General features: G+C 31.7%; 18 protein-coding genes. 8 read left to right on the forward strand and 10 right to left on the reverse strand.

Annotated elements, in window-relative coordinates; all coding sequences use genetic code 11:
* Window positions 1-57: 57 nt before the first annotated feature.
* Both murI and GBO31_RS03900 read left to right on the forward strand, forming a co-directional pair.
* Window positions 58-846, forward strand: coding sequence for a glutamate racemase (murI, locus tag GBO31_RS03895; protein ID WP_219007009.1), 789 nt, complete (start codon window positions 58-60; stop codon window positions 844-846).
* Between the two features lie 182 nt (window positions 847-1,028).
* Window positions 1,029-1,520: a hypothetical protein gene (locus tag GBO31_RS03900; RefSeq protein ID WP_219007010.1), complete on the forward strand. Its 492-nt coding sequence runs from the start codon at window positions 1,029-1,031 to the stop codon at window positions 1,518-1,520.
* Between the two features lie 38 nt (window positions 1,521-1,558).
* Here the strand turns inward: GBO31_RS03900 and GBO31_RS03905 are convergent, their stop codons facing one another.
* Both GBO31_RS03905 and GBO31_RS03910 read right to left on the reverse strand, forming a co-directional pair.
* Entirely contained in the window at window positions 1,559-2,293 is a 735-nt protein-coding gene (locus GBO31_RS03905; RefSeq protein WP_219007011.1) for a LytR/AlgR family response regulator transcription factor, read from the reverse strand.
* A 53-nt stretch (window positions 2,294-2,346) separates the two neighbouring features.
* Window positions 2,347-4,605 (reverse strand): tetratricopeptide repeat-containing sensor histidine kinase, encoded by a 2,259-nt coding sequence (locus tag GBO31_RS03910; RefSeq protein WP_219007012.1) that lies wholly within the window; start codon window positions 4,603-4,605, stop codon window positions 2,347-2,349.
* A 221-nt stretch (window positions 4,606-4,826) separates the two neighbouring features.
* On the opposite strand from GBO31_RS03910, the gene GBO31_RS03915 reads away from it, so the two are divergent.
* Entirely contained in the window at window positions 4,827-6,005 is a 1,179-nt protein-coding gene (locus GBO31_RS03915) for a vWA domain-containing protein (protein ID WP_219007013.1), read from the forward strand.
* A 41-nt stretch (window positions 6,006-6,046) separates the two neighbouring features.
* The gene (locus tag GBO31_RS03920) at window positions 6,047-6,550 is read left to right on the forward strand and encodes a rhodanese-like domain-containing protein (protein ID WP_219007014.1); all 504 of its coding nucleotides are present in this window, start codon (window positions 6,047-6,049) and stop codon (window positions 6,548-6,550) included.
* Between the two features lie 63 nt (window positions 6,551-6,613).
* Here the strand turns inward: GBO31_RS03920 and GBO31_RS03925 are convergent, their stop codons facing one another.
* Entirely contained in the window at window positions 6,614-7,642 is a 1,029-nt protein-coding gene (locus tag GBO31_RS03925) for a PorP/SprF family type IX secretion system membrane protein (RefSeq protein ID WP_219007015.1), read from the reverse strand.
* Between the two features lie 244 nt (window positions 7,643-7,886).
* On the opposite strand from GBO31_RS03925, the gene GBO31_RS03930 reads away from it, so the two are divergent.
* The 4 genes from GBO31_RS03930 (at window position 7,887) to GBO31_RS03945 (ending at window position 11,519) form a co-directional block, all read left to right on the forward strand.
* A complete protein-coding gene (locus tag GBO31_RS03930) occupies window positions 7,887-8,792 on the forward strand; it encodes a NifU family protein (RefSeq protein WP_219007016.1) in 906 nt (301 codons plus the stop codon).
* Window positions 8,793-8,915: 123 nt separating this feature from the next.
* Window positions 8,916-9,116: a dodecin family protein gene (locus GBO31_RS03935; RefSeq protein ID WP_219007017.1), complete on the forward strand. Its 201-nt coding sequence runs from the start codon at window positions 8,916-8,918 to the stop codon at window positions 9,114-9,116.
* Window positions 9,117-9,578: 462 nt separating this feature from the next.
* Window positions 9,579-10,274 carry a hypothetical protein gene (locus GBO31_RS03940; RefSeq protein WP_219007018.1) on the forward strand — a complete coding sequence of 232 codons (696 nt, stop codon included), beginning with the start codon at window positions 9,579-9,581 and terminating at the stop codon, window positions 10,272-10,274.
* A 540-nt stretch (window positions 10,275-10,814) separates the two neighbouring features.
* Complete coding sequence (locus GBO31_RS03945) at window positions 10,815-11,519, forward strand: hypothetical protein (protein ID WP_219007019.1); 705 nt, start codon at window positions 10,815-10,817, stop codon at window positions 11,517-11,519.
* A 143-nt stretch (window positions 11,520-11,662) separates the two neighbouring features.
* On the opposite strand, the gene tsaB is transcribed toward GBO31_RS03945, so the two are convergent.
* From tsaB to GBO31_RS03980, 7 genes are all read right to left on the reverse strand, one after another.
* Entirely contained in the window at window positions 11,663-12,322 is a 660-nt protein-coding gene (tsaB, locus tag GBO31_RS03950) for a tRNA (adenosine(37)-N6)-threonylcarbamoyltransferase complex dimerization subunit type 1 TsaB (RefSeq protein WP_219007020.1), read from the reverse strand.
* A gap of 35 nt (window positions 12,323-12,357) precedes the next feature.
* On the reverse strand, window positions 12,358-13,638 hold the full coding sequence (locus GBO31_RS03955; protein ID WP_219007021.1) for an efflux RND transporter periplasmic adaptor subunit: 1,281 nt from the start codon (window positions 13,636-13,638) through the stop codon (window positions 12,358-12,360).
* Window positions 13,639-13,716: 78 nt separating this feature from the next.
* Entirely contained in the window at window positions 13,717-15,165 is a 1,449-nt protein-coding gene (locus GBO31_RS03960; RefSeq protein WP_219007022.1) for a TolC family protein, read from the reverse strand.
* A 138-nt stretch (window positions 15,166-15,303) separates the two neighbouring features.
* On the reverse strand, window positions 15,304-16,416 hold the full coding sequence (locus tag GBO31_RS03965) for an efflux RND transporter periplasmic adaptor subunit (protein ID WP_219007023.1): 1,113 nt from the start codon (window positions 16,414-16,416) through the stop codon (window positions 15,304-15,306).
* 57 nt (window positions 16,417-16,473) lie between these two features.
* Window positions 16,474-17,739 (reverse strand): ABC transporter permease, encoded by a 1,266-nt coding sequence (locus GBO31_RS03970; RefSeq protein ID WP_219007024.1) that lies wholly within the window; start codon window positions 17,737-17,739, stop codon window positions 16,474-16,476.
* 1 nt (window position 17,740) lies between these two features.
* Complete coding sequence (locus GBO31_RS03975) at window positions 17,741-18,988, reverse strand: ABC transporter permease (RefSeq protein ID WP_219007025.1); 1,248 nt, start codon at window positions 18,986-18,988, stop codon at window positions 17,741-17,743.
* Entirely contained in the window at window positions 18,981-19,682 is a 702-nt protein-coding gene (locus GBO31_RS03980; protein ID WP_219007026.1) for an ABC transporter ATP-binding protein, read from the reverse strand. Before GBO31_RS03980 ends, GBO31_RS03975 begins: the two co-directional genes overlap by 8 nt.
* Between the last annotated feature and the right edge of the window lie 96 nt (window positions 19,683-19,778).

Here is a 19,778-nt window from a genome sequence, read left to right on the forward strand (position 1 = left end):
GAACTCTAATAAGTTTTCATTGCTTTTTTTATTTTTGATCACCGTATTTTCGTATTAATGAATAATCAAGCTATAGGTATTTTTGATTCTGGTATTGGAGGAACTTCAATTTGGAAAGAAATTGCCACTACCCTTCCAAATGAAGACACCATCTATTTAGCCGATAGTAAATATGCCCCTTACGGAAAACGAAGCAAGGAGGAAATTATAGCCCTAAGCATTAAGAACACAGAAAAACTATTAGAACTACAATGTAAAATAATTGTAGTCGCATGTAATACCGCTACTACTAATGCTGTAAAAGAGCTTAGAAAAAGATATAAGATTCCATTTATTGGTATTGAACCTGCTATAAAACCAGCTGCATTACAAACAAAAACTAAAAAGGTTGGTGTACTTGCAACTAAAGGAACATTAACCAGTGAGCTTTTTACAAAAACTTCAGATCTTTACGCTCAAAATATAGAGGTTATTGAAGTGATTGGTACGGGATTAGTAGAACTCATTGAAGAAGGAAAAATTTATACTCCTGAAATGACTACCTTACTTACCTCTTATATACAACCTATGCTCGAAAAAGATATTGATTATCTGGTTTTAGGTTGCACGCATTATCCTTACTTAGTACCTATTTTAAAACAAATACTCCCTAAGCATATTATAATTATAGATTCTGGTGAGGCTGTTGCTAGACAAACAAAAGTTATCCTAACAAAAAACAATCTACTTACAAAGAATATACAAACAGGAACTCACCATTTCTTCACCAATGGTAAACTATCTATCTTACAAGATATCCTTAAAGCTAGTAATATTCCTACTGTTTCAAAATTGCTAGACTTTTGATTTTGTAAGAATAAAGCTTCTAGTTTATTAAATTCTGTTAAAAAAAATACGTTTTGTAGTTTTTTTAACACCACTCAGCCATTTTGTAATAGTTTTTTGCCTTTATTTGATAACTATTTGATTACAAAACACTTAAAATCAAATAGTATTAATAATCCTAATTACCCCTAATATTGATAATTATGAAAAAAAGCTTTATTGCGCTTTTTGGATTGTTTTGTATAACCTTTTCTTCGGCTCAAAATGATGTTAAAATAGATGGTAGATTAAAACCTCATTTAGACAAGTTTTTTGAGTACTGTAAGCAATATGATATTGAGTATCACGACAAACTTTTTAAACTTAAAAATATAGACATCGTAGATACATTAACCATTTCTCAGAAAGGATCTACTTTGGGGATGCTTACAAGAGATAAAAACAATAAAGTAGAAAATATAGTAATTAATTGGATTGTATTATTGGATCAGGAAATACTCAAAGTAGTAGCATTTCATGAATTTGCTCATTATTTCTTAGAATACAAAAAACATATCTGCCATGATTGTGGTCAGATTATGGCAGTTGTAAATAGTAGTTATTTTGACATTATAAAAGATTGGGATCATCAAGTTAAAACTTTGTTTGTTGACTCTCCAGCATATAAAAAACAAAAAAACCTTTTCTTGCCATAATCACCAAAATTTAAGTACACTAATAGACTGATGTTTTATTATTTAAAATAATCTAATAAAGTTCCTTTTTTAGAGGAAGAAACCATAAGCTCCTTGCCAGAAGTCAATTGCACACTACCCCCTTTTCCCTTTTTATATCTAACGATCATATTCACATTTACTAAATAGCTTTTATGAATTCTAACAAAGCCTTGATCCTTTAATGAATCTTCAAAATACTTTAAAGTTTTACTAACTAATTTTTGACCTTGATTGAGAAAAATTTTCGTGTAATTATCATCCGCTTGACAATACAAAATTTCGGAAATTTTTAATACTTCAAAACCATCTTGTTGTGGTATTGTAATTTTACCATCTATTGTTGCCGAAATTTTTGGTGTAAGCACTTTATCTTGTAATTCTTTTTCCCGCTCCTTAATATGACTTACATGATCTACGGCTTTAATCAAATCATCTATAGCAATTGGTTTCAAAAGATAATAGGTCGCTTGTGCATTTAACGCATCTACAGCATAATGATCGTATGCAGTAACAAATACCGTTTCGAATGTTCTATCAGGTACCTGTTCCAACAAATCAAAAGCATTCCCGTAAGGCATTTCTACATCCAAAAATAWCATATCTGGATTTGTAGACTCCAAAATTTTCAGAGTTTCCTGAACGCTAGCAGCCTCTCCTAGTACTTCTACTGTTGGACAATATTTTTGTAAATAATTTTTTAGAATCGCTCGGCTATTCGCCTCGTCATCTACTACAATTGCAGTTAATTTCACAGTCTTGAATTAATTTAATTTATTAGTAAGTTTACTTTATCGTATAGCAATTACTATGTATCTTTTTTAAGTAATAACTTCACTTGAGTTCCAGTTGCCTCATCATCATTAGTAAGATCAGAAATAAAAACATCAACTTTATCTTTATACATTGTATTAAGTATCTGAATTCTTTTCTTAATATTACTCATCCCTTGAGACTTCTGCTTTTTCTGGTTTAATGTTTTTAAAGCCTTTGACTTTTCCCTTCCAATACCATTATCCGAGATAGCTATTTCAATGGTACCGTCGGTCGTTTTTAAAAATTTTATAGAAAGTAATCCTTTTTCAGATTTATAACGTAATCCATGCCAAACAGCATTTTCAACATATGGTTGCAATAACATTGGTGGAATCATATACTGTTTTACATCAATTTCAGGATCTACTTCTATCTTATATTCGAATTTATCCTGAAACCTAAAATGCTCTAATTGTACATATAGTTCTAAAAGCTCTATTTCTTTTTCTAAAGGGATAAAATCTTCTTCACTATTTTCTAAAACTGCTCTCATAAGCAATGAAAAATCTGTAAGATATCTATTGGCGGCTCTTTCATCACTAGTGGCAATAAAGGTATTTACCGAATTTAAAGCATTGAAAATAAAATGAGGATTCATCTGGGAACGCAATGATTTTAAGGCTAATAAATTATTAGCAAATCGTTGTTGCTTTATATTCCGAAACATCAAGTACGCAACCAGTAACAATAGGACAGACAACCCGATCAAAGAGTAAATAATAATTTTTTGCTGACCCGCAAGTTCTTGAGAAGCAAATGCTAATTTATACCTGCTTTCATTCAACTTTCTATCTTGTTCTAAAGAAGTAATACGGTTAGCTCTTAACGCAAGTTCTCTACTAAGTCTCTTTGCCTGAGAGATTTCCTGTTCTTTTTGAATATATAATTTGTCGATTATTACTTCGTACTCTTCGAAAGCTTCGGATGCCTTTTTTAATTCTCCTTTCTCTCGGTATACTTCTCCTAATTTCCGAGTAGCATCTTTTTGTACTACCAAGTCATTCTCTGAGGCTGCTTTTTTAATACTTTCTTCTAAATATGGTATTGCTGCATCATATTCTGATTGCGCTGCAAATGCATTCGCTATTTTATAGTTTTGTACCTGAGACGTTATTGCTCTATCTTCGATACTATTCAAAACTCCAACGCTATCCGATACTATGGGTCTAGGACTCATCGCTTCATTTTCTTCTATCTCCTGAATATCTTCCAACGCTTCTTTCCGCAATTGTATCTCCTTATCAAAACTATTATTCTTATTGTAAAAATCCGCTGCCTTAGCACGCTGTCGCGCCGATGACTTTTTGCTCCTTCTACTCGCTAGTTGTACTGAATTATCTAAGTATTGTTCGGCGTCATTAAGATTTCCTTGAATCTGGAATATCTCTGCTAATTTAGAGTTTAACTCTATAACGATATCCTCTGATTTGTTTTTTTGGGCAAATGATAATGCTATATTATAGTTCTTACTGGCATTCTCGAAATCATTTTGACCTTTATAACTATCTCCTAAACCTTCATAGACCTGTATCCGTTGAACAGCATTCAACTTTGATTTTTTAAGTTGATTGAATGTTAAAAATGAGGATTGATAATCTTTATTTTGTAATTGAGCATTTCCTAATTTAATTTTTACATCAGTGCTATATTTATTAATTATACTAGTTTTATAATTACTTTCTGCTAAATCAGGTTGATCGTGATATGCATAAATATCTCCTAAAGTTTCAAAAAGCTCGGCTTTTTTTTCATCTGCAAAAGTGTCATCCTCTTCGACAGTTTCTAAGGCCTTAGTAACATAATCAATACTTATAGCTGCATCCTTTTTCATTGTATTTCTGGCTGCTTTCAGATTTTCTCCATATGCCGCAGATAGTTTCTTTTGCTTCCTATCTTTTTTTGAAATAAATCCTTCTGTATCTTCTTGGACTTTTACATCAATCCGATCACTACCCGTAATTGTATGATAAATAGTATTAAAATCATCATGACTGATAATAATCTCATCACCGATTCTGGCTCTTATTCTGAAATCTCCTAAACGATCTGTTTTATAAGTCTGACCTCCAACAACACGGATTTCTACATTTCGTACTGGTTTAAGGGTATTATCTTCCTTTACAGTACCACGTATTTCAATAAGCTTACTACGCTTATCTGTCCTACCTTTTTCTAATTCTCTTGAATCTTGTTGCCCGAAAAACAAATTCGGCAAGAGCAACAATACCAATAGCAGACAATATTTATTCATTATATAATCCATAAGTCAAGGTAAACTTAATCCATTTATATGGGATAATAAAATTGGAATTTACTGGTAACCTCGATTTTAGAGGTTTTCTACTCCTCTAAATGCAACTTACCTAAATGAAAAGCCATTTTCACTCATTCATGAACGTTCATTCCTCATTTCAAGTTTTTACACAAAAAAGTTCATCATAGTTTTATGTAAAATTTAAAATTGTAATACTTATGAAAACAATATATGCATATATAATTATGGTCTGTTTTTTAATAGTTCCTCTTTCCTGTAAAGCGAAAAATGATAGAAATGGACAATTAGCTATTCAAACAGAGGAAACTTTGGAAATTTACACTTCTAGAACGGATCCTGACACCAAAAATATTCAGGTAGCATTATTATTAGACACTAGTAATAGTATGGATGGTCTTATTGATCAAGCAAAAGCGCAACTCTGGGAGATCGTTAATGAATTATCCTATGCAAAATGTGGTCATTATAGTATAAAGTTACAAATTGCATTGTATGAATATGGTAATGATCGTTTACCATCTCAAGAAGGGTATATCAGACAAGTTCTACCATTTTCAGATGACTTAGATGAAATATCAAAAGAACTATTTGCATTGACCACCAATGGAGGAAACGAATATTGTGGTAAGGTTATCAATACCTCTATCAATCAATTAGATTGGAAAAAAAATAATGAGCATCTAAAACTAATTTTCATAGCTGGTAATGAACCTTTCACTCAAGGTCCATTAGATTATAAAGATGCAGCCATCGATGCGAAAGAGAAAGACATCACGATTAACACAATATTTTGTGGCAATTATAAGCAAGGTATTTCTACAAAGTGGAAAGATGGTGCAGATTTAACAAATGGAGAATACAGTGCTATTGATCATAATAGGGAAACAATTCATATCGCTACACCTTATGACGACATCATTTTACAACTAAATAGAAAATTGAACAACACCTATATCTATTACGGAAACGAAGGTTCTAAAAAAATTAGTTTACAAGCAGAGCAAGATCGCAATGCAAGATCATACAGTGAAGCGAATGCCGTAAGCAGAGTAGTTAGCAAAAGTTCTGGTTTCTACAAAAACAAAAGCTGGGATCTTGTTGATGCCATAGAAGATAAAGACTTTGAATTAGAGGAAGTAGTAAAGGAAGAATTACCAATAGAATTAAAAGAAAAATCTAACACTGAATTAAAGCAATACATCACTGAGAAAAGTAATGAAAGAAAGAAGATTCAAAATGAAATTCAAGAGTTAAATAAAAAACGTCTGGCATATATTAAAAATAATAGCAAAAAAGATGACGCTAATCTAGAAGCAGCACTAATTAAAGCAATTAAGACTCAAGGACAGAAAAAATCTTTTAACTGGGAAAAATAATACTGAAATCCTTGATACATTATAAAACAATAAGAGAACCGATGAAAACATATTTAATTTTAATAATACTACCAATAACGATGTTTGCTCAACAACATAAAGAATTACCTAAATCAAAAGTAGATTATAATGCGTTTGCTGATATTACAGAAGAAGTCTTAGCATATCGACAACCAAGATTGATTTCTTTAGAGACCTTTTTAGAATTTGCTAAAGACTCTAATACGATATTATTAGACACAAGATCAAAATCAGCTTATGATAAAAAGCACTTAAAAGGCGCTACACATCTTAATTTTTCAGATTTTACTGAAAAGAAATTAGTCAAATTGATTCCTGATAAGAAAACCAGAATTCTTATTTATTGTAATAATAACATTGACGGAGATGCTTTAAACTTTCCAACAAAGAGTCTTCCGTTGGCTTTAAATATACCAACGTTTATAAACCTATATGGATATGGATATAAAAATGTATATGAGTTAGAATCTTTAGTTCCAGTAAAAGATAAACGTCTTCGATTTAAAGGAACTGCAGTGAAGTAATTAAAAAAATGGCAAGCTCAAAAGAGCTTGCCAATCGTTTATATTAAAAATTATAAAATTTCTTTAATTATTTACGGCAGGACAATGACAGTTCCAACGTTCTTTTCGTTTTCCAAAGTCATAACCTACTGTTAATTGATGAAAACCTCCATTACTTAATACTACCGAATTAGATTGATAGCTGTAAGTGTATCCTACCATCCATTTTTTGTAATTAATTCCTAAAAACGGAGTTATATACTGTAATTTTTGGCTTTCAATTTCTAAACCTGTTTGAGAAAATTCTGCACCATCAAAACTTCTTCTGTAGGATAGACCACCCCATAAAGTAACTCGCTCTCCAAAACGTCTATACACTTTTAGGTTTGCATCTACGGAACTTTCTTTAGTTTGATCTGTAGCTTGGTACAATATAGAAGGTTCAAGACTCCATGGCCCATTACCTAGCCCAAACACATACCCTGTTGAAAAAATGTATCTTCTTTGGTTATTAGAATCACGTATAGTTGCTCCAATATCCGTATTATCAAAAATGTCACGTGCAGTCGGCAAAACATTTTTAACAGTAAAATGAGCATACCAATCCAAATAGTTATAAGACATTCCAATATCTACGTTAAAATAAGCGTCCTTTTGTAAGTTACCTCTTAAAACCGGATCTGGATCTGCAGGATCATCCAATCCTCTTCCATCCACATTAGATTGTATAAATGCTCCACTCATACCAAATGACAACATATTAAGATCTGTTCGATCACGCGAAAACAATAAATGATATGCAAAGGTTAGAAAAGCTCCTGTTTGAGTAAAACGTCCATTCTCATCTCTATACACAATTGCTCCTAAACCTACCTTATCACCAGTTCTGAAATTTATATTAGCAGATTGCGTACTTGGTGCATTGTCCACATCAAACCATTGCTTTCTTGCCGTAAGCCTTATTTTATTAGCATTCGAAGCTCCTGCCATTGATGGATGCACCAAATATAGATTATCGGAAAGATAATCTGCAAAAACCGGAATTCCTTCCTGAGAAAAAATAAATTGTGAGGTCAGTATAGCAAGCAACAAATAATATTTCTTCAAATTCATTAGAGGCTTTATGTTAAAAAAAGGAAAAACTAGGTTACTTATTTCAATATAAACTCTTTAATTCAGCTTATATTGTGGGGCTTTCATATTTCTTTCCCAAACTAAAATATTACTTCGTGCCAGCTCCAAATATATAAATTTTTACAAAAACATACGTTTTATCCTACATATTAAAACAATCTTAATGTTAAAGGACAAGTATCAGTTGGATTTACTTTTTAGTAAATTTGCAAAAAATCTGATTATGGAAAAGAAATTTGAAATAAAAATAGAGCCCACTTCAAACCCTAGCATCATTAAATTTGAAGCTAACTTTTTTTTGACACAACATACAAGTTATGAATTTGAGAATATAGATCATGCTAAAAACTCACCATTAGCACAACAACTCTTTTATCTTCCTTTTGTAAAAAGAGTATTCATTGCCCAAAATTTTGTTGCCATAGATAAATTTGAAATTGTTGAATGGAGTGATGTTCAAGATGAAGTTGCTGAACAAATTAAGGAGTACCTTAATAGTGGCCAACCAGTAATTAACGAAACTGCCACTGTCAAAAAGACCGCAATAACTATTTATGCAGAAAGTACACCAAATCCTTCAGTACTTAAATTTGTTGCAAATAAAAAATTAGTAACTGCTGGTCATGAGTTTAAAACTATTGATGATACTAAAGAAGCACCTTTGGTTGAAAAACTATTTAATTTTCCGTTTGTAAAAGAAGTATATATAGACGAGAATTATATTTCCATTCACAAATATGATATAGCAGAATGGCAAGATATTACTTTGGAATTGAGAGAGTTTTTAAGGAATTACTTAGAAGAAGGGAAAGAAGTTTTATCTGCAAATGCAACAGTTTCAAAAAGTCAAGTTGAAAAACAAGCTGACGTTGATTTCGAAAAACTGGATGATACTTCAAAGGATATTGTAAATATTATTGAGGAATATATCAAACCCGCGGTGGCAAGTGATGGTGGAAATATCATGTTTGATTCGTATGATCCTGAAAGTAAAGGTGTAAAAGTTATTTTACAAGGAGCTTGTAGTGGTTGTCCTTCTTCTACATTTACACTTAAAAATGGCATTGAAAATATGCTAAAGGAAATGCTAAAAGATAAAGTAGCATTTGTGGAAGCTGTAAATGGGTAGTTTGTCGATTTTTTTTTGATCATATCGAAAACCCATTAAAATAGCATTGGTGAATATTAAAAACGACCTAAGTATCTCGTATCTTAGAGAATAAGATAAAATATTAACCAAAAAATTATTAAAATGGCAATCGTTAAAGTAATAGAAGTAATCGCAGCTTCAGAAAAAGGTTGGGAAGATGCAGCTAAAAATGGAGTGAAAGAAGCATCAAAAACCCTAAAGAACATTAAATCTGCTTGGATTTCAGATCAAAAGTTAATCATTGATGATGGCGAGATAAAAGAATACAGAGTGATTCTTAAGATATCTTTCGAAATAAGTTAAAACGCTTCTAACTTACATAAAGCAAAAACATCTCATAAAATTGAGATGTTTTTGCTTTATGTAAGTATTTTAAAAATTTTATTTATTTAGAATAAAAGGGTTCTTAACATCTGTTTTACAATAATATAGTTTTCAATTAGTTTGGTACTAAACCAAGGATATAACAAATAACAGGTGCCCCAAAATATTTGTTGATACAAAAAATGTTAGAAAAAAGAAAATCAGAGTTTTACAGTACTTTATGAAGTTTTTTCTTACAAATTATATCGTTTTCGATAATATATTTACGGTTTTACCATAAATATATTATGTCGATATATCAACAAAAAACATCATTTCTCATTAATACTTTGTAAAAAAGCCACAAGTTTTGAGGAATAAATAAAAATAATACATTAAAACATGATTTTTTGCATTTAAAACTGCATTTTATTAAATTTAATACACCTAAATCAACATGTCGTGAGAAAAATACTACAATTACTATTCTTATTATTTTCGCCCTTATTATTTGCACAACTTCCGCAATCTTTAATTCAACCTGCTGAAGAAACGCATATGTTCGATGAATATGATGGGTCCATCTATAAGAGTATACGATACAAAGATGCAAGTGTTATAGATGAAAAATCTGGAACCTTTGATGCTAAACTAAGATATAATGTATATTCAGACGCCTTAGAGTTTAAAAAAGGTGAAGATCTATTTATGCTTTCAAAAAATCCCACATCCCATGCTAGGATTGATGGAGATTATTTTTATTACTGTAATTTTAAAACGCAACGAGGTTTAAAAAGACATGGTTATTATGTGCTTGTTGAGTTACATGAGAAATATAGAATCTATAAGAAATATCATTTAAAGGTAAAAGAACCTAGTAAAACGGGAGCTGCAAATGGAAATAATACTGCGGGAAGAGTTCAGATTAAGACAAAATACTATCTAGAAGAGCGTGGTACTATCATGGAACTCCCAATGAACAAAAAAGAGCTTTTGGCTACGCTAAGTGACAAAGAAGAAGAATTAAAAAAATACATAAAAAAAGAACGTATTAAAGTTAAGAAAGAAGAAGACCTAATTCGCCTCGTATCTAGATATAATGCTTTGAAAAGTACGGATGGAAATAGATCTAGAAGCCTACTAACTAGAAGAAATTAATAGCACTGATTACTAATAGTATAATAAAAAAACATCTTAAGAAACGTTTCTTAAGATGTTTTTTTATTCCTGGTGAAGTTTTATATAATACATCTAAAAGTATTAAATAAAGCTTCTAAATCCGTTTATTTCAAACAAACATATGTATTTCATATATTGATGATGTTCTTCATTAAATTTCATAACACCAATAAAGAATATTCAGAATTTATAGAACATTCTAAACTCTTCAATCCATAATCTAAAAATTCCCCTAATTATAATGCATTAAGTTATTGAACTTCTTTATCGTAACAAAATCAGTTTACTAAGTAATAATTTGAAGTTATTTCCTACAAATTAAAACGTTTTCGAACCGTATTTTACTGTTTTACCACAAAAAAATGATGCTATATTTTCAGTGAAATATAATATTTGCCATTAATAAATTGACAATCATTACAATGTATTGACAAATCGATAAAAATATAGTATTAAAACCTAAATTTTTGTATTTAATCCTGTGTTTTATTAAATTTATTTCACCTAAATCAATATGCCGTGAGAAAATTATTACAATTATTATTTTTATTGATATCACCTCTTTTATTTGCACAACTTCCGCAATCTTTGCTGAAACCAACTAAAAGAATTACTAGTTTTGATGAATATGATGGATCTATTCATAAAAGCTTAAGATATAAGGACGCAAGTGTTATAGATGAAAAATCTGGGACATTTGACACCAAACTACGCTACAATGCTTATACAGATGCATTAGAATTCAAAAAAGGAAGTGATTTATTCGAACTTCGAAAGAGTCCTACAGCACATGCAAGAATAGATGGAGATTATTATTACTATTGTAATTTTAAGACACAACGTGGTTTAAAAAGACCTGGGTATTATGTACTGGTAGAGCTGAATGAAAAATATAGAATCTACAAAAAATACGCGGTGAAAATCACAAAACCTGATCCTAAAGGTTCGGTAAGTGGTACAGCTACACCTGGTAAAGTACAAATCAAAACAAAATACTTCCTTGAAGAGCGTGGTACGATCATGGAGCTTCCTATGAACAAAAAGGAAATTCTAGCAACTTTAAGCGATAAAGAGGATGAATTGAAAGCTTACATAAAAAAGGAGCGTATTAAGGTTAGAAAAGAAGAAGATTTAATTCGTTTAGTTTCTAGATATAATGCTTTAAAAAGCACTGATGGAAGTAGATCAAGAAGCTTATTAAGCACCAGAAGTAGAAGGGACTAAATTTTACAATACCTCAAGAAAAAATTTTCCACAAAACAAAAAAGTCATCTCCATTTAAAGATGACTTTTTTATGTTTTACTATAATTCTGATATTGATTTTGATTACGATAAAAACACTCTCACAAAAACAAATACTGTCGTATTAACCAGCAATAAAATCCTTTAAATAATAAGGCTCAAAATAACTTACATCCTCAAAATCACTGGTTATATATTTCTGATAGCTTAACATAGCCATTTCTTTCGATGATGGTAATTTTTCTAGGACGAATACCGCATTTTCATGTTCACAAATTTCCTTGAACTTATCTACTCCATTACCTATAAAATAAACTTTGTTATTCTTTAAATATGTATCATAAGATTCACTGGTCAAAATCTCTGCATCAATAGCTCTTTCTTGAATATAATCATTGGAAAAAATTGTTGAATACACTTCCATTCTTCTGGCATCTATCATAGGAACTATGTACCCTTTGTTGCATTCTAATTGTAATGCTAGTGCATGCAATGTACTTATAGAAATTAGTGGTATTCCTAGGCCATAGCAGAGTCCCTTTGCCGAAGAAACCCCAATTCTTAAACCGGTATATGAACCAGGACCTTTACTAACCGCAACAGCATCCAATTCTTCGAATGCTATTTTAGCATCTTCTAAAACCAATTTTATAAATTGATGTAGGCGCTCTGCATGGGAGTATTTGACATCATAGTCTTCTTTTAAACTAATTACTTCTCCACTTTTACATAACGCAACTGAACAGTTCGTTGTTGAAGTTTCCAAACAAAGAATATAGGCCATCCCTAAAAATTTATGCAAAGATACCCCTTAATATCTTATTCTTCGTCTGCTTTCTCTTTCTTTTTAGAAGTAACCCTATCTCCTGTTTTCAATGTTTTCGTAACGATGTTGTATGGCCCAGTAATTACATCCTCTCCTACTTCTAGTCCTTCTGTAATTTCGATATTACTATCATCTTGGATACCTGTTTTGATAACTCTTAATTTTGCTGACCCTCCATCGTTAATAAATACACATTCAAATTTTTCGTCAGATTCTTTTATTTTCTCCTTTGTATATGTTCTCTTAGCTTTACTAGAAGTATCACTTTTTATCACAATAGCGCTAATTGGCACTCCAATCACACTTTCTCTTTTATTAGTGATAACATCTACTGTTGCTGTCATTCCAGGTCTAAAAGGCGAATAACTTTCCGGTTTACCTTCCGTTAGATCTTTATAAGAATCTTCTAATATTCGTACTTTAACCTTGAAATTCGTTACCTGATCAGCACTTAAAGTACTTTCTGCAGAATTAGCAATCTCGGTAACTAATCCTTTAAATTCCTTTTTAAGATAAGCATCTACCTCAACCAGTGTAGAATCGCCTAAAGAAACCTTAACAATATCATTTTCATTGACATCTACCTCAACTTCCATATTACTTAAATTAGCAACTCTAACAATTTCAGTACCTGCCATTTGTTGAGTTCCAACAACTCGCTCACCTAATTCAACTGATAATTTAGAGATTGTACCGCTCATTGGTGCATAAATGGTTGTTCTGCTAAGATTATCTTTTGCCTCGTTTACCGTTGCCTGAGCACTTTTAACATTATAAAATGCTGATTGTTTTGCAGCTTCAGCAACTTCATATGCAGATACTGAGGTATCCCATTCTGCTTTAGAAATAACGCCTTTATCGAACAGCTCTTTGTTACGTTCATAGCTCAATTTAGCTTCTTTAAGACTTGCTTCTGCTTGTTGTAATCCCGCTCTAACATTTTGTAATGCCGCTTCGGATCTATTTAATCCAGATTGTATAATATCAGGGTTTATTCTAACTAGAAGATCTCCTTTTTTTACTTGTTGTCCTTCTTTTATTGGTAAGTCAATAATCTCTCCGGAAACTTCAGAAGAAAGTTTAACTTCAACTTCTGGCTGGATTTTTCCTGTAGCGGAAACAGTTTCTATAATATCAAGTTTTTCAATTTTTGATATCTCTACTTCCTTTAAATTAGCGTCTTTACCAAACCATCCCGCCTTTTTACCAAAGACTAGTCCGACAACTAAAATACCTACAAAGATTAAAATGATTAGTAAAGTTTTTCTACTCATGACTTACTTTAAAAATTAGTTCTATAAAATGAAATTACAATTTCACTGGCTTACAGTTCAATTAGAATGTAACTAAAATTATAATTTAATATCAGCTATTTTTATTCCAAAAAAAAGTTCTAACACTTTAATCTTGAAAATATAATCAAATTTTGCCTGCACCTCATTACTTTGTGCATTTTCTAGTCTAAATTTAGATTGACTAAAATCAAACGCATTTGTTCTTCCCACATCATATCTATCCTTAGCATATGCATAAGCTCTTTCTTGTGCTTTGACAGCCACTAATGAGGCTTCATATGCTTCGGCAGCTCCTTTAGCATCCACATATGCTTGATATACGTTACTATCCAAATCTAATTCTGCTTGCTCTAACTGAAACTGTGTTCTCTTGACATTAATTTTATTACGTTTCACATTATTTCTAGTAGCGAAACCATTAAAAATCGGTACTGAAAGAGATAAACCATAAGAAAGAGCATCATTGTTGTATAACTGTTCAATAAATGGTGTTGGCCCTGCTTCTTGTATCAAAAAGTTTGGCTGCGTTTGAAATACTTCTTCACCAGTAGTTCCTACAAAACCAATTGGCAAATCTACCGTTGGGTTATCTGGATCAAGTGTTCTATTGAATGTATTATTCCCAACTTCACTTGTATTATACCCAAAAGATCCACTTAGTGTAGGATAATAAGCTCCTTTAGCAATTTCCAAATCTTTCTCTGCGATTAACTTATTTTGTTCTGCGATTTGAACTTCATATCTAGCTTGCCTTGCACTTGCTCTAATCTCATCTACTGATTTATTTAATATGGAAGATGAAGGCACTAAATAATCTTGTTCAGCAATGTCAAAATTTTCATAATCCTTGATTAGTAATGTTTGTGCCAATCCTACGCGAGCAATTAAAACTGCATTTTCTGCTTGCACAATTCTGGTTAGTTCATCTGCCGATGTCGCTTCGATTTCCAAAAGATCTCCTTGAGGCAAAACTCCTGCATCCACTAAATCTTTTGTTCTTTTTAATTGTTCAAGCGTAATTTCATGTTGCTTTTCTATTACTTTTAAAGACTCCTTATTCAGTAAAACCTGTAAATAACTATTTGCTATGAATAATGCAATATCATCTTTTGATTTTCCTAGATTGTATTGACTTAATAACTTATTTAGTTTTGCTCTTTGAAACTGTTTTACATTTCTTAAACCATCAAATAAAGTAATCCCAACGTTGATACCATATGAGGAACTTCTAAAAGTCGCTGTACTGTTGGTATTTGTAATTGGATCTGTTGCCAGACCTGATCTCCAGAAATTCGAAGCTTGTGCATTTAAGGAAGGTAAAAAGTTACCCAAAGCATCTTTTTTATCTATTGCTGCATTTTCTACGTTAAGAGCTGACTGCTTTATAGTTATATTATTTTCTAAAGCATATTCCACGCACTCTCTTAATGTCCATTTTTTTTCCTGCGCTTGCATGGATAGCATCCCAAAAAGGATACAACAAATAATTGAAATTTTAACTTTCATCCGTTTTTCATTATTTAAGAGGTCAGTTGGAAACTTACTAAACACCTTCATTATTTTATAAAAATGTTATTTGATTTGTTTCACAATACCTATTTGTATACTATTGATTATTGTTGTTACACTTTTTTTGAAAAAAAATTAATTACTGAACTCTGATTTCTTAATTTGATTCCAAACTTTTATTTTATCTTCTTTTGTAATTCCACTTTTTATTTCAACATTGATCCCATCACTAACACCCAATTCTACATCTCTATTTTCGAACTGCTGATCTCCTATAGCAACCTCTACAAAAGGTTTTTGTGTTTTTGAATCGTATTGAATAAGTGATTCTTTTAAAGCCATTACATTATCTACTTTTGCTAAAATAATCGATGCATTAGCACTAAGACCAGCTCTAATGAAAGTGGTGTCTTTTTTATTTAATGTTCCTTTAATTTCAAATTGGATGGCACCATTTTCTTCTTTTCCTTTTGGAGCAATATAGTCTAAAACAGCATCAAATTTCTTGTTTTCGATAGCTCCAACCGTAATTTCCAATGGAAGATTTTCTTTAATCTTTCCCACTTCACTTTCATCTACATTCCCTTCAAAAATCATTTGTCCCACGTCTGCTACTGCAGCAATCGTAGTTCCATCATTAAAATTATTAGATTCGATTACCTGATTTCCCTCTTTTACCGGAACTTCTAATACCATTCCGGAAACTGTAGAACGAATCAATGTATTTGCTGCACTCCCCAATCCTCTAGTAGTTCCTGTTTTCACAATCTGATAATTTTGTTGTGCAGCTTCGTAGTTTTGTTTTGATTGTTTGTAAGTCACATCAGAACCGTCAAACTCATTTGCAGATATTACTCCTTTATCAAACAATTCTTTTTGTCTTCTAAAGACTTTTTCCTGATTATCCAAATCAATTTTAGCCGTTTGAACTGCATTTTTAGCACTCTGCAATGAAGATACATTTGGTATTACCCTAATTTTAGCAATTAAATCTCCGGACTTGATCTGATCTCCTGCTTCAATGTAAATTTCTTCTATAATTCCGGAAATATTTGGTTTGATTAAGACCTCTTCTTTAGGCACAATGCTTCCTGTGGCAACCGTCTTTTTAATAATTGTTTCTACCGTACTTTGTTCAGTCTTATAAGTAACTGGATCTTCTTGATTTTTTTGATACAAATAATACAATGCTCCTCCAAATATCATTACTATTAGAAGTAGGATAATAACTGTGATTGTTTTTTTCATTTTCCGTATTTATTGATTTTTTACTATTAAAAACAGTAAGTTTTGATTGATTTTATGTTATTCTGCTCGCAAAGCATCTATAGGTTTGGTTTTTATTGCAACTTGTGCGGGTATTAAACCAGCTAAAAGCCCACTGGTAATTAAAATAAATAAAGCTACAAAAACCACGGTAAGATCCACACTTGGATTCGCAAACATGGTTTCATTATCAGCTGGAATACCATCCAAAATTTTATTTACTAATAATATAACTCCCGTAGATACCGCTATACCTGTCATACCTGAAATTATGGTAAGAAAAATAGATTCTAATAGAATCTGACCTCTTATGGACCATGGTGAAGCTCCAAGTGCCCTTCTAATTCCGATTTCTTTGGTTCTTTCTTTCACCACTATAAGCATGATATTACTAATTCCGATAATACCAGATAGTAATACCAAAACTCCTACAAAATATGCAACACCTCTCAATGCTATAAAAAGTCCATTGATTTTGCTAAACTCTTGATATAAATCGAAATTTCCTATTGCTCTATTATCTTCTGGATGTATCGTGTGATTAGTTTTCATCACATCTATGATATTCTTCTTTAACTTGGTAATAGATTGATCATCTTGGGCTGTTATAGCCATCCAACCTACATTATCTGCCTGATTAAAAGCTTGAGAAAAAGAAGTAAAAGGAACAAAAATTTCATTCTGACCTTGCTCTCGATCTCCATTATTAGATTTTTTCATGTAAGTACCTATTACCATAAAATTTACCCCTTTAATTTTTATGTATTCTCCAATAGGTTCTTCTCCAATCTTGAATAATTCTTTTTTAACGCCTTCTCCAATTACAGCAACTTTTCGACTATTATCAATATCCCCATAATTAATAAATCTACCGGAAGTAATTGTAATAGGATCCTGATTAATAATCTCGGGATAGTCTCCATAGACATTGAAAGCTCCTGTATTTAATCCTCTTACTACATTATCCGTTCCTCCAAAACCTCCAAGCTGATTTCTAGGTGATATATATAATAATCCAGGAACCTTTTCTCTTATAGAAGTTACATCATCAATTTTAAAGTTAAATCTTCTTCCTTTAGGTAATCCTTTATATGGTTTTGAAGCCACTTGCGTCCACATGAACATGGTATTTGTTGCAATATCTCCAAAACCCTGTTTAACGCCATTTTCCAAACCTTTTCCAGCGGCTAATAATATTACTAAAATAAAAATCCCCCAACATACTCCAAAAGCAGTTAGTAATGTTCTAAACCAATTGGCAGTAAGTGCCTCTATTATTTCGTTCCATCGATCTCTACTAAACATACTATTCGTCTCTAAGTGCTACAATAGGTTTAATTTTTGCAGCTCTCCAGGCAGGAAAGAAACCTGCAAGTGCTCCTGCAATAATCAAAATAAATACAGTGGTAATCGCTATATTAAAATTCACTGAAGGATTTGATATAAAATCTGTTTTAACCATTGGACCTACGATTTCCAATAAAACCAATCCAAAAATCAATCCTGTAAACCCAGCTATTGCAGTTACAAATATAGCTTCATGTAATATCATTCCAATAATAGAAGATGGTAATGCGCCAATGGCTTTTCGAATACCAATTTCTTTCGTTCGCTCTTTAACAATGATGAGCATAATATTACTTACTCCAACAACTCCTGCAATAATTGTACACACTCCAACCCACCAGAAAAAGGCCTTGATCATAAAGATTAGGTTATAAAATCTTTTTGCCTGCTCCAGAGAATTTCCAATTCCTATAGCCCTTTCATCTGTTGGAGCGATTACATGCTTATTTTTTAAATATCTTGTTATAGATGCTACAAACTCTTCAGATTTCGCAACTGCCGTTTCAAAGTCTTTTTCTGGCTTTAGCGTATAAGATAGATTATTAATATTTTGCCCTCTATTAAACACCTGTTGAGCTGTAGTAGCGGGAACAGATACTTGCTCTTCTTCTCGATCCCCTCCTTTATCCTTATAAACACCTACTACCTTAAAAGGAATACCTCTAAGTTTAATATACTTCCCTATCGGGTCTTCATCATTTTTAAATAAAGCTTCTTTTACTTTATTACCAATAGCTACAATTTTCCCTTTTTCATTAATATCCTGTTGATTAATAAACCTCCCTGATACCATTGACTGATTTTCAATAAACTGAAATCCTGGAAAAACACCTTCTATCCTATAATTACCTGACTCTTTTTTATAGGTAATGACTGCGCCCCATATTCTTACTCTAGAAGACTCGTACTCAATTGCATCTTCATTAGTTTTATGAATGAAGTCAAAATCTTCATTCGTCATGCTAAAAAATCTACCTGGATTTAACCCTTTATACTCTACAGAAGTTGGTCTGGTCCAAACCCATATGCTATTGGATGCATCGCCTTCAAACTCTTGGGATATTCCATTTTGCATTCCCTGCCCTACTCCAAGAAGTATTACAAGTATAAATATCCCAGAAGCAACAGATAATCCTGTTAGAAACGTTCGTAATTTATTTTTACGAATCGTTTCAAATATTTCTTGCCATCTCTCAATATTAAACATACGATTTCGCTCTAACTTGTTCTACAATGCCATCATCTATAATAAGACCATCTTTAAGATTTACAATTCGTTTGGTCATATGTGCAATATCTTCTTCATGAGTAACAATAAGTATCGTTTTACCTTCGTCATTAATCCCTTGAATTAATTCCATTACTTCATAAGAAGTTTTAGTATCCAGCGCTCCTGTGGGTTCATCTGCCAATAACACTTTCGGTTCTGAAGCCAAAGCTCTGGCAATAGCTACACGTTGTTTTTGTCCTCCAGACAATTCATTTGGTAAGTGAGTAGCCCAATCTGCCAATCCAACTTTTTCAAGATAATGTAACGCTTTATCGGTTCTTTCTTTTCTTTTAATACCTTGATAATACAACGGCATGGCTACATTATCTAAAGCGTTCTTATAATTGATAAGATTAAAAGATTGAAATATAAATCCGAGAAACTTATTCCTATATCTGGCTGCAATTTTTTCATTAAGGTTTTTAATCGGAATATTATCTAGAAAATAACTTCCTGAATCGGCCTCATCTAACATTCCAAGAATATTAAGCAATGTAGATTTTCCAGAACCAGAAGATCCCATGATAGCTACCAATTCACCTTCATTAACATTAAAATTTATTCCTTTTAAAACATGTAGGGAGTTACTCCCCATCTGGTAAGATTTATGCAAGTCTTTGATTTCAATCATACTACTTAGATTAAGATGATGAGACACGATATAATGTCTACATTACTAAAACTAAGACTTACACTCTAATACAATAATTCTATAAGTTGTTTTCTA

It is taken from the genome of Aquimarina litoralis (assembly GCF_019295435.1).
Taxonomy (GTDB): domain Bacteria; phylum Bacteroidota; class Bacteroidia; order Flavobacteriales; family Flavobacteriaceae; genus Aquimarina; species Aquimarina litoralis_A.